Genomic DNA, 12,177 nt, shown 5'->3' on the forward strand with positions numbered 1-12,177 from the left:
GAGCGCCGCGCGCCTTCTCGGTGACGGCAGGGGAGGCGCGCCGCGCGGGCGGCGCGCTCCCGAAGACTCAAGCAGTCGGCGCGGACAGGTTCATCGGTTTCGTTTCTGTCTCCGGAGGTCTCCATGCGTGACATCTTCAGCTTCTTCGAGAAGCCCAAGGACCCGCTGTCGTTCAGCGCCATCCGCATCTCGCTCGCGAGCCCGGAGAAGATCCGCGAGTGGTCGCACGGCGAGGTGAAGAAGCCGGAGACCATCAACTACCGGACGTTCAAGCCGGAGCGCGATGGTCTGTTCTGCGCCAAGATCTTCGGGCCTGTGAAGGACTACGAGTGCAACTGCGGCAAGTACAAGCGCATGAAGCACCGTGGCATCGTGTGCGAGAAGTGCGGCGTCGAGGTCATCCAGTCGAAGGTCCGGCGCGAGCGGCTCGGGCACATCTCGCTGGCCACGCCGGTCGCCCACATCTGGTTCCTGAAGAGCCTGCCGTCGCGCATCGGCAACATGCTCGACATCACGCTCAAGGACCTGGAGAAGGTGCTTTATTGCGAGGCGTACATCGTCATCGATCCCAAGGAGACTGGCCTCATGCGGGGCGATCTCCTGAGCGAGGAGCGGTATCTGCAGCTCCTCGACGAGTACGGTGACGACAAGTTCAGCGCCGGCATGGGCGGCGAGGCGATCCTCGAGATGCTCAAGCAGGTCGACGTCCACGGCCTGGCGGAGCTGCTCAGGACGGAGATGCGCGCCGCGACCAGCGAGGCCAAGCGGAAGAAGCTCGCGAAGCGGCTCAAGGTCGTCGAGGCGTTCCGCGAGAGCGGCAACCGGCCCGAGTGGATGATGCTGACCGTGATCCCGGTGCTCCCGCCGGATCTGCGCCCGCTCGTCCCCCTGGACGGCGGCCGCTTCGCGACCAGCGATCTCAACGACCTCTACCGCCGCGTCATCAACCGCAACAACCGCCTGAAGCGGCTCCTCGAGCTGAACGCGCCGGAGATCATCATCCGGAACGAGCGCCGGATGCTGCAGGAGGCGGTCGACGCGCTGTTCGACAACGGCCGCCGCGGCAAGACGATCACCGGCCCGAACAAGCGCCCGCTCAAGTCGCTCTCCGACATGCTGAAGGGCAAGCAGGGCCGGTTCCGCCAGAACCTGCTCGGCAAGCGCGTCGACTACTCGGGCCGCTCCGTCATCGTCGTGGGCCCGACCCTGCGCCTGCACCAGTGCGGCCTGCCCAAGAAGATGGCGCTCGAGCTCTTCAAGCCGTTCATCTACAACAAGCTGGAAGAGCGCGGCTACGTCAACACCATCAAGAGCGCCAAGAAGATGGTGGAGAAGGAGCGCCCGGAGGTCTGGGACATCCTCGAGGAGGTCATCAGCGAGCACCCGGTGCTCCTGAACCGCGCCCCGACGCTCCACCGCCTCGGCATCCAGGCGTTCGAGCCGGTCCTCATCGAGGGCAAGGCGATCCAGCTGCACCCGCTGGTCTGCGCGGCGTTCAACGCCGACTTCGACGGCGACCAGATGGCGGTCCACGTGCCGCTGTCGGTCGAGGCGCAGATGGAGGCGCGCGTGCTCATGATGAGCACGAACAACATCCTCTCGCCCGCGAGCGGTAAGCCGATCATCAACCCGACCCAGGACATCGTGCTCGGGCTCTACTACGCGACCCGCGAGCGGAAGTTCGAGAAGGGGTCGTACCGCGCGGACACCCTCGCCTTCGGCGAGGACGGCGTGGCGCAGGGCTACCTGCGCGGCATCTACGCCTCCCTCGAGGAGGTGCGGATGGCGTACGACAACGGCGAGGTCGCGCTGCACGCCGGCATCCGCGTCCGCGTCCCGATCATCGACGACGACGGCAACCCGCAGCTCGACGAGTTCGGCCACGTGAAGCGCCGCATCGTCGAGACCACGGTGGGCCGCGTCATCATCTCCGAGGTCCTCCCGAAGGGGGTCGCGTTCGAGTACGCGAACAAGACCCTCGACAAGAAGGCGCTCTCGGCGCTCATCGACGTCTGCTACCGCATCCACCGCAACAAGGAGACCGTCCTCCTCGCGGACCGGCTCCGCACGCTCGGCTTCGACCACGCGATGCGGGCCGGTATCTCGATCTGCATGGATCACATGGTGATCCCGGCGGCCAAGAAGGTCCTCCTCGGCGAGGCGCAGAAGGAGGTCGAGCGCGTCGTCGAGCAGTACCAGGAGGGGCTCATCACCGACGGCGAGCGGTACAACAAGATCGTCGATATCTGGGCGAGCATCGCCGACCAGGTCACGACCGAGATGATGGCCGGCATCGGCAAGGAGACGGTCGTCGACCACGAGACGGGCAAGGAGTCGATCGAGCCGAGCTTCAACCCCATCTACATCATGGCCGACTCCGGCGCGCGCGGCTCCACGCAGCAGATCCGGCAGCTGGCCGCGATGCGCGGCCTGATGGCCAAGCCGTCCGGCGAGATCATCGAGACGCCGATCACCGCGAACTTCCGCGAGGGTCTCAGCGTGCTCCAGTACTTCATCTCGACGCACGGCGCCCGGAAGGGGCTCGCCGACACGGCGCTCAAGACGGCGAACTCCGGGTACCTCACCCGGCGGCTCGTCGACGTGGCGCAGGACGCGGTCATCTCCGAGTTCGACTGCGGCACGCTCGACGGCATCCGCGTGGCGAAGCTCGAGGAGGCCGGCGAGGTCATCCAGCCGCTCGGCGACCGCATCCTCGGCCGCGTCGCGCTGGAGGACGTCGTCGACCCGCTCACCGGCGAGGTGCTGATCACGGCGAACACCGAGCTCGACGAGCAGGCGGTGCGGTCCATCGAGGACGCCGGCATCGAGGAGGTCGTCATCCGCTCGGTGCTCACGTGCCAGCTCCGCCGCGGGGTCTGCGCGCTGTGCTACGGGCGCGACCTCGCGCGCGGCTACCGGGTCAACATCGGCGAGGCGGTGGGCATCATCGCCGCCCAGTCGATCGGCGAGCCGGGCACGCAGCTCACGATGCGCACCTTCCACATCGGCGGCACCGCGGCGCGCGGCAAGATCGAGGCGAGCTACCTCGAGGCCCGCACCGAGGGCACCGTCCGCCTCCGCCGCGCGGTCGTCCAGAAGAAGAAGGACGGCACCATGGTGGTCATGAACCGCCACGGCGAGATCGTGGTCGTCGACGAGACGGGGCGCGAGCGCGAGCACAACCGCCTCGTCTACGGCGCCATCCTCAAGAAGGCCGACGGCGAGCGCACCAAGCCCGGCGAGCTGCTCGCCGAGTGGGACCAGTTCGCGACGCCGATCCTCACCGAGGTCTCCGGCGTGGTGAAGTTCGGCGACCTCATCGAGGGTGTCAGCGTGCAGGATCGCCTCGACGAGGTGACGGGCCTCTCGCGAAAGGTCGTCATCGAGTCGAAGGCGGCCGACGTCCGCCCGCGCATCTCGCTGAAGGACCCGGAGTCGGGCAAGACGCTGAAGCTCCCGAACAGCGAGCTCGAGGCGCGCTACCTGCTCCCTGTCGGCGCCCACATCGTCGCGCAGGAGGGGGATCTCATCGAGGCCGGCGAGGTCATCGCCAAGATCCCGCGCGACACGACGAAGGTGCAGGACATCACCGGCGGTCTGCCCCGCGTCGCCGAGCTGTTCGAGGCCCGAAAGCCGAAGGATCACGCGATCATCAGCGAGATCGACGGCGAGGTCACGTTCGGCAAGGACACGAAGGGCAAGCGGAAGGTCATCATCACGCCGTACTCGCCGGACGGGCACGCGCTCGGCGATCAGGCGCGCGAGTACCTGATCCCGAAGGGCAAGCACATCCAGGTGCAGCCGGGTGACCGGGTGCGCGCGGGCGACCCCCTCCAGGACGGCCCGCCGAACCCGCACGACATCCTCCGGGTGAAGGGCGAGAAGGAGCTCTCGGCCTGGCTCGTGAACGAGATCCAGCAGGTCTACCGGCTCCAGGGCGTCGGCATCAACGACAAGCACATCGAGGTCATCGTCCGGCAGATGCTCCGGCGGGTCCGGGTGCGCGAGGTCGGCGATACGAACTTCCTGGTGGACGAGCAGGTCGAGAAGCACATCTTCGAGAAGGAGAACGAGACCGTGCTCGAGCGCGGCGGCAAGCCCGCCATCGCCGAGGCGCTCCTGCTCGGCATCACCAAGGCCAGCCTGTCGACCGAGTCGTTCATCAGCGCCTCGTCGTTCCAGGAGACGACCAAGGTGCTCACCGAGGCCGCGATCAACGGCAAGACGGACGATCTCCGCGGTCTCAAGGAGAACGTCATCATGGGCCGCCTGATCCCGGCCGGGACGGGGCTGCCCGCCTACAAGCGCCTCCAGGTCGTGGTCGAGGGCGAGCCGGTGGCGCAAGCGCCGTACGTCGCCCCCAGGCCGCGTCCCGAGGAGACGCTCACGGCCGTGAACGAGGAGTAGCCGACCTGCAGGCGCGCCCAGGGCGGGATTCAACCCCGACCCCGGGCGCGCCGCCCATCTCCCGAAGCGCGCTCGCAGCGCTCGGGAGGCGTTTTGCCCGTCGCCCCAAGGTGACCAGCCTGGCGAGCCGCGCCGGACGTGGCGCGCGCGCCTACCCGGAGCCAGTCTTCACTTCCACGTCGCAGCGTATCGGGTCGAGCGGGCATTGCCAGCCAACCGGCGTCGGCTGGAATGCTCACGGGGCTCGCGCGCCGCGCCGAGCTCTGCTCTCATTCCTCGAGCGCACCCCATGGCTGCATACGCCGCGAGCGGCTGGCCAGCTCTCCCCGCGTGCTCCCGTTCCGCGAGGGTTCTTGGGCGCGCCACCTCCAATTTCTGGGTAGAATCAGGGTTTCGATGGCTTCCGTTCAAGGATTGAACCAGCGGATTGCCGATCGCCTCGTCCTCGAGGGGCGCATCACCCCGGACGATCACCGTCGTGCGGTGGAGTACGCGATGCGTACGCGCGGCCGTATCGAGGACGCCATCATCGAGCTCGACATCGTCAACGAGGCCGAGCTCCTGAAGTTCATCGCGACCGTCCACAACACCCGCTTCGTCTCGACCGAGAAGCTCTCGAAGGCGATCATCGAGCCGCGCGTGCTCGCCAAGGTCTCGGCGATCACCGCGACGTTGCACGGTGTCTTCCCGGTGCTGCTCGACGATCGGAACACGACGCTCTCGGTCGCGACGGCGGATCCCGACAACGACGTCGCGCTGCACGAGATCCGGCTCGCCGCGGGCGTGCGGGACGTACGCGCCATCGTCGCCAGGCCGGCGGCGGTCCGCGCGGCCATCGCGTACCACTACCGGGGCGACACGACCGCGTTCAGCTCGCTTCTGCGCCCGGTCAACTCGTTCGACGAGATCCTCTACACCAACAGCAATAACCCGTTCGAGCGCGCGTCGATGACGCACGAGCGCGCATCGATCACGCACGAGCGCGCGTCGATGACGCACGTGCCGGCGGTGGTCCCGCAGCCGGCGCACGGGCAAACGATGCACGGGCTGCCGGCGCACGCGGCGCCCACGCAGGCGGCGCCGATGCACCCGCAGGCGATGCACGTGCAGCCGGCGCACGCGGCGCCCACGCAGGCGGCGCCGGTGCCTGCGCCGCTCGTCACGGCGCCGCAGGTGCCCGCGGTGATGCGGGCGCCCTCCGCGCCGCCCCGAGTGGCCCCGGCCGGGCCCCCGCCCACGCCGGTGCCCCCATCGCCGCCCCCCCAGCAGCACGTCGCTCCGGCGCCGATCTCCGCGCCGGTCGCCGCGGCGCCGCCCCCGCCGCCGCCGCATCCGACGACGACCCACGCGTACGTCGAGACGCTCAACGTCCTCGTGAGCCTGCTCGAGAACGCGCGGCAAGACCTTCGAGGCCACTCCTCCACGGTCGCCCGCATCGTCCGCAAGCTCTGCGAGCGCATCGGCCTGCCGCCGACGACGGTCGCGAGCTACGTGGCCTCGGCCTACCTGCACGACCTCGGCAAGAACGGCCCGTACCACCTCACCGCGCTCAACGTCGCCGAGTACGAGGGGCACCGGCTCGCCGCGACGAAGAGCGTCGATCTTCCGGCGCACCTCATGGAGTCGGTGGGGCTGCCGCAGGAGGTCGTCTCGGCGATCAGCATGATGTACGAGCGCTACGACGGCAGCGGCTTCCCCGATGGCCTGTCTGGCAAGGAGATCCCGCTCGGCGCGCGCATCCTCGCGGTTGCGGACACCTACGCCGATCTCACGCAGAACCCGCGCAACCCGTACCGCAAGGCGCTCCGCCCGCCGGAGGCCTGCGACGTGCTCGCCCAGTACCGCGCCACCATCTTCGATCCGAACATCGTCGATCTCTTCCGCCAGGTCATGACGGGCGACGACATGCGCGCGAAGCTGCTCTCCGATCGGCACCAGGCGCTCATCGTCGACCCGGATCCCGAGGAGACGACGGTGCTCGAGCTGCGCCTGCTCGAGCAGGGCTTCGAGGTCTCGATCGCGCGCAACGTGGCGCAGGCGCGCCGCGAGCTCGAGACGAAGGACATCGAGGTGGTCGTCAGCGAGATCGACCTCGAGGAGCCCGACGCCGGCCTCACGCTCCGCTCCGACGCGCTGAAGCTCGGCTTCGGCCGCGACAAGACGTGGGTCATCCTCACCGCGAAGACGGACCGGCAGACCGCCCAGCGCGCCTTCGATCTCGGCGTCGACGACTTCGTCTCGAAGCCGGCGTCGACCGACGTCATGGCCGCCAAGCTCCGCCAGCTCATCGAGCGGCGCTCCACGACCTCCGTCCCCCGCGGCGTGTCCGGCTCGCTCGCCGAGATGGGCCTGCCGGACATGATCCAGATCCTCTGGCACGGCCGGAAGACGTGCGCGCTCAAGATCCAGGCGAACTCCATGGCCGGCGAGATCCACTTCGCCGATGGACAGGTCGTCCATGCGCTCTGGGCCGGCGCGCTGGGCGAGGACGCGTTCTACCGGATGCTCACGCTCCGGGAGGGCGACTTCCGCCTCGACCCGAGCTTCTCGCCCAGCACCCGCAGCATCACCGCGTCACCCGAGGCGCTGCTCCTCGAAGGGATGCGACGCCTCGATGAAGGGACCCTGTCCTAGGCGCGTCGCGCTGGAGACCCCTTGAAGAGCCCCGTCTGCATCGAGACCCCGCGGCTGCGCCTCTTCATCCCTCCCGTCGAGTTCGCTGGCCGCTACCTCGCCTATTTCGAGCGCAACCGCGACCACCTGGCGCGGTGGGATCCGCCGCGCCCCGAGGGCTTCTACACCGAGGCGTTCTGGCGTGAGCGCCTCCTCCGCGACCACGAGGACTTCGCCGCGGATCGCGCGCTCCGGCTCGCGCTGCAGTCGCGCGGCGCCCCCGGCGGCGAGGTGATCGGGGTCTGCAACTTCACGCAGTTCGTCCGCGGCGCCTTCCAGGCCGCGACCCTCGGCTACTCGCTCGACCAGCGCGCCGTTGGCTCAGGCCTGATGTTCGAGGCGATCGAGGCGGCGATCGCGTACATGTTCGACACGCTCGGCTTCCACCGGGTGATGGCGAACTACCTGCCGCACAACGAGCGCAGCGGCCGGCTGCTCCGGCGCCTCGGTTTCGCCGTCGAGGGGTATGCGCGCGATTACCTGTTCATCGATGGTGCGTGGCGCGATCACGTCCTGACCGCGCTGACCAACCCGAGGTCCGCGCCTCCGGGCGGCTCGCGAACGACGGGGGCAGCGCACCCCGTCCGCGGCGCCGGCCCCCGCCACGGTTGATCCGGCCGCTCCTGGGATCGCGCCGCCGCGCGGCGTCCTGGCCGCACGCCCCTGCCGGCCGGCGACCGGCCGGCAACCAGGCGAGAACGCTGAAGATTGCGGCTTACCGCCCCGCGACCGCCGCGCGCCGCGTCTTGCCCCGCAGCGGGCGCCGCCCTAGCTTGTCCCGAGGCGTGGACCGCGAGTGCGGCCGCGACCCGGAGGCACATGTACGGTCCGCAAGGCAACGGTGGCGGCAGCGCACGCAGGCCAGCGCAGCGCTCGACGAAGGTCACGGTCCCCGAGATCCGCTCCCGCAAAGGGGTCTCGCCGATCGCGATGGTGACGGCGTACGACTTCACGATGGCGCGGCTGCTCGACGAGGGCGGCGCCGATCTGCTGCTCGTCGGCGACTCGCTGGGGATGGTCGTGCAGGGGCACACGACGACGCTCCCCGTGACGGTCGAGGAGATCTGTTACCACGGGCGCGCGGTGGTGCGCGGCGCGCGGCGGGCCCACGTCGTGGGCGACATGCCGTTCATGAGCTTCCAGCTCTCTCCGATGCACGCGCTCGAGAACGCCGGGCGCATGATGAAGGAGGGCAGCTTCGAGAGCATCAAGCTCGAGGGAGGCGAGGAGATCGCCGAGCACGTGCGCCGGATCGTCGCCGCGGGCATCCCGGTGATGGGTCACCTCGGGCTCACGCCGCAGTCGGTGCACGCGATGGGCGGGTTCAAGGTGCAGGGCAAGGGCGACGAGGCGGCCGAGCGCCTCATCGCCGACGCGCGCATCCTCGACGAGGCGGGCGTCTACGCGATCGTGCTCGAGGCCATCCCGCCGGATCTCGCGGAGGAGGTGACGGCCGCGGTCTCCGTCCCGACGATCGGGATCGGCGCCGGGGCCGGCTGCGACGGGCAGGTGCTCGTCTGTTATGACCTGCTCGGGATGTTCCGCGAGCTGACGCCGAAGTTCGCGAAGCGCTTCGCCGAGGTCGGCGATCAGATCGTGGAGGCGACGCGCGCCTACGTGGACGAGGTGCAGTCGCGCGCGTTCCCCGCTGCAGAGCACAGCTTCAAGCCGAACGGGCCTCGCCGGGCCGCCAGCGTGCCCGCTGCGCCGGCCAAGACCGAGTTCGCGCCGGCCGACGAGATCCCCCCGCACTGGCAGACGCACTGAGCGCGGCAGCGCGGCGTGGCGCGGCCGGTTGACTCGACTCGACTCGACGCCGGCTGCTCCGCGCCGGCAGGCGCGCGCTCCGCGCGGGCAAGCGCGCCGGAGGGGGCCGGCCTCAGCTCGCCTGGCCTTCCGCCGGCTCCTGCCGCCCTCCGATGGCGCGCAGCAAGAGCTCGACCGCGAGCAACAGGAGCAGCAGGAGCGCGACGTAGGGCGACCCGTCGATGGATGCGGCCATGCCGCCCAGCTCTGCCGCGCGGGCGCTCTCGGCGACGCGCCTCGGGCGGAGGTCGATCTCGCGCTCCGGGACCGACACGACGCGCGTCGAGCGCTCGCCGTCCAGGGTGAGCTCGTAGAGGCCGGCGAGCGGCGGAGACACGCGCAGGCGCCGCTCGACCTCGGCGACGGGGAGCGCCTCGCGTGACTGCGAGGCCCCGTCGCGGTCGACCCGCACGCGCTCGACCTTGACGTCGTGGTAGCCGTCGAACGTCCACAGCTCGCCCGCGGCGAGGCGCCGCGCGCCGCCGCGGGCGCGCGCGGCGCCGACGAAGCCGTCGAGCAACGACAGGAACGCGGGCCGCAGCGCGACGTCGCTCTCCTCCGTGCCGAGGGGCAGCGTCATGAACAGCACCACGCCGCGCCCGAGCGGGCGGCGCACGAGGAACGGGGCGCCGTCCGCCCACCGGGCGAGCACCTCGGCGCCCTCCGAGGCCTCCGCGCCCAGCGTCGCCCGGCCGCGCGGGGCGACGTCGGCGAGGCTGGGCGCGGACGGGCCGAGCCAGCCTGCCGTCGCCGGGTCCACGCCGGGCACCGGGGAGGCCGACCAGCGGACGACGCCCGGGACCAGCGGCTCGAACCCGGCGCCGAGCGGCGCCGCGGCCGCGCGCTGGCCGAGCGTCAGCAGCGCGACGCCGCCCCGCTCGACCCACGCGGCGAGCGAGCGGCGCACCTCCGGCGTGAAGCCGGGCGCGTCGTCGACGATGAGCCCCGCATGCGCGGCCAGCTCGTCCGCGTGCTCCGGGACCGAGGGCAGCGGCCTGATCTGCGCGTCCAGGTCGAGCGCCGAGAGGGCCTGCTCGAGCGGCGGCGGGCCGCCCGTCTCGACGTGCGTGGTCGCGGGGTCGACCACGACCGCGATCGAGAGCGGGCCGCCGGCGGAGATGATCGGGGCGCGGTCGTCCTCGGCGATCGCGTCGCCGCCGGTGAGCGCGGCGATCAGGATCTCGGGCGCCGCGGCCGGGAGGTCGATCGAGAGCTCCTCGGCGCGCAGGGCCGGATCGAGCGCGACCTTGCCGAGCACGGCGTCGCCGGCGCGCACCTCGAGGGATCGCCCCGCCGCCGCGGAGGCGCCTGTCGCCGAGGCGCCTGCGGCGGCGCCCGCCGCGGGCGGCGCGTCCGCGCCGCCGTCTCGCTGCGCGACGGCGACGTCGGGCCCGCGCGCCGCGGTCGACGCGGCGGTGCAGACGACGCGGACGCGCGCCTTCTGGCCGGATCGATCGGCGCGCACGATCCCGCAGTCCTGGCCCGTCGCCTCGAGCTCCTGGAGCGGCACCCACGTGGCGATGTCGGGGGTGCCCGAGATGGGCGGGGCGTTGGGCGTGCCGTCCGCGAGGTCGCTGAGGAGCACGATGCGTTTGTCGCTCTGAGGCAGCCCACGGAGCAGATCGCGGGCGAGCGCGAGGGCGCCGTCGATGTCGGTGGCGCGGTCCGACGGCGCCGCCGCGGCGAGCGCCTCGCTGACGGCGGCGAGGTTGGTGGTCGACGCGAGGGCGACGCGGGCCGGGGCGCCCGCGAGGACGAGCGCCGCGGCGTCGCCGGGAGCGAGGCCGCCGGCGAGCTCGCGCGCGGCCGTGAGCGCGCGCTCGAACCGCGAGGGCGCATGCGAGGAATCGCGCGAGGAATCGTGCGAGGAATCGTGCGAGGAATCGTGCGAGGAATCGTCGATCGACCGCCCGTCGCGCGCGGCGCCCTCGGCGCCGTCCGTGCGCGCCCGCATGCTGAGCGAGTCGTCGACGACGATGGCGAGCGCGACCGACGCGCCGGCCCTGCGGCTGAGCGACAGGTGCGAGCAGCGCAGGAGCGGCGTCGCGCCGAGCACCGCGAGCGCGATCACCGAGACGGCCCGGGTGGCGAAGAGGGCGCGGTCCTCGAGGAGGCTCCGGCGCCGCGCCGTCGGCGGCGTGGGCGGGACCAGGCGCGCCGGCGGGAACGGCCGCTCCTCGGCGCGGCGACGGCGCAGGAGGTGCGCGGCGACCGGCGCGCCGACGAGCAGCGCGACCAGCAGCGCGCCGAGCGTGACGAAGCTCATCGGCGCACCTCGGCGATCGCCTGCACGAGCGAGCGGACGACGTCGGTCGGAGGATCGGCGCTCGTCGCGCGGAGCAGGCGGCCGCCGCGCGACGCGAGCGCCCGCGACCAGGCCTCGGCCAGGGCGGCGAGGCGCGCCTGGTACTGCGCGCGGACCGCGCCCGCGTCGGCCTCCACGACCGCGCCGCCCTCCAGGGCGCGGAGGCGCACGTTGCCCTCGAAGTCGAGCGTCGCCTCGCTGGGATCGAGGACCTGGAGCGCGATCAGCGTGCGGCCGCCGGTGCTCAGCGACGTGAACGCCGAGAGCGCGCGATCGGCGCCCGACGGGGCCGCGCCGGATTCATGAGCAAGATCGATGAGATCTGAGATGAGGAGGACGACGGCGCCGCGGCGGGCCTTCTTCGCGATGGGCGCGAGCGCGCGCTCGACGGCGCCGGCGTCGCCGCTCCAGTCCTGGGCGGCGGAGGTGGCCTCGAGGGCGCCGACGATCCGCTCGAACGCCTCGCGCCCCGCCATCGCGGGCAGGCCGTGGGTGCCGGCGCCGCCGAGCCAGGCGAGCCCCACCGGGTCGCCGGTGGCGAGCGCGACGCGGGCCATGGCCGCGGCGATGAGCGCCGCGTAGGCCAGCTTGGCGCCGGGCGCGCGCCGGCCGCGGTAGGACATCGAGGCGGTCGCGTCGACGCACAGCCACAGGGCGCGATCGGTCTCGGTCTCGAACTCGCGCACCATGAGGCGATCGTGGCGGAGCAGGGCGCGGCGATCGAAGAAGCGGAGATCGTCGCCGGGCACATAGGGCCGCTGACCGCCGAACTCGACCCCCGCGCCCTTGCGGACGCTCCGGTGCATGCCGGCGTAGACGCCCTCGGCGACGGCGCGCGACTTGAGGCGGAGCGGGGCGAGCCCGCCCCAGTCGATGGGGAACGCTGCGAGCGAGGCGCGGTCGGAGGCGAGCGGCACGGTGTCGCTTCTTAGCCTGGATCCACCGGGCGATCACCTCGCGGCAGCGGCGCGTCGGCGCTGCGGGTG

Annotated in this window: 6 protein-coding genes; 4 read left to right on the forward strand and 2 right to left on the reverse strand. The window is 71.7% G+C overall.

Annotated features, from left to right (window positions below; genetic code table 11):
- The first annotated feature begins 123 nt into the window (after nucleotides 1-123).
- From rpoC to panB, 4 genes are all read left to right on the forward strand, one after another.
- Entirely contained in the window at nucleotides 124-4,407 is a 4,284-nt protein-coding gene (rpoC, locus tag WME73_RS02275; protein WP_437743926.1) for a DNA-directed RNA polymerase subunit beta', read from the forward strand.
- A 396-nt stretch (nucleotides 4,408-4,803) separates the two neighbouring features.
- Nucleotides 4,804-7,041, forward strand: coding sequence for an HD domain-containing phosphohydrolase (locus WME73_RS02280; protein ID WP_437743927.1), 2,238 nt, complete (start codon nucleotides 4,804-4,806; stop codon nucleotides 7,039-7,041).
- A 21-nt stretch (nucleotides 7,042-7,062) separates the two neighbouring features.
- Nucleotides 7,063-7,692: a GNAT family N-acetyltransferase gene (locus tag WME73_RS02285; protein ID WP_437743928.1), complete on the forward strand. Its 630-nt coding sequence runs from the start codon at nucleotides 7,063-7,065 to the stop codon at nucleotides 7,690-7,692.
- Nucleotides 7,693-7,899: 207 nt separating this feature from the next.
- A complete protein-coding gene (gene panB, locus WME73_RS02290; protein ID WP_437743929.1) occupies nucleotides 7,900-8,847 on the forward strand; it encodes a 3-methyl-2-oxobutanoate hydroxymethyltransferase in 948 nt (315 codons plus the stop codon).
- Nucleotides 8,848-8,959: 112 nt separating this feature from the next.
- Here panB and WME73_RS02295 read toward each other — a convergent pair whose 3' ends face one another.
- Nucleotides 8,960-11,152: a VWA domain-containing protein gene (locus WME73_RS02295; RefSeq protein ID WP_437914599.1), complete on the reverse strand. Its 2,193-nt coding sequence runs from the start codon at nucleotides 11,150-11,152 to the stop codon at nucleotides 8,960-8,962.
- A complete protein-coding gene (locus WME73_RS02300) occupies nucleotides 11,149-12,108 on the reverse strand; it encodes a DUF58 domain-containing protein (protein ID WP_437743931.1) in 960 nt (319 codons plus the stop codon). Before WME73_RS02300 ends, WME73_RS02295 begins: the two co-directional genes overlap by 4 nt.
- Between the last annotated feature and the right edge of the window lie 69 nt (nucleotides 12,109-12,177).

Origin of the sequence: Sorangium sp. So ce302 (assembly GCF_051530145.1) — a bacterium.
Classification (GTDB): domain Bacteria; phylum Myxococcota_A; class Polyangia; order Polyangiales; family Polyangiaceae; genus Sorangium; species Sorangium cellulosum_B.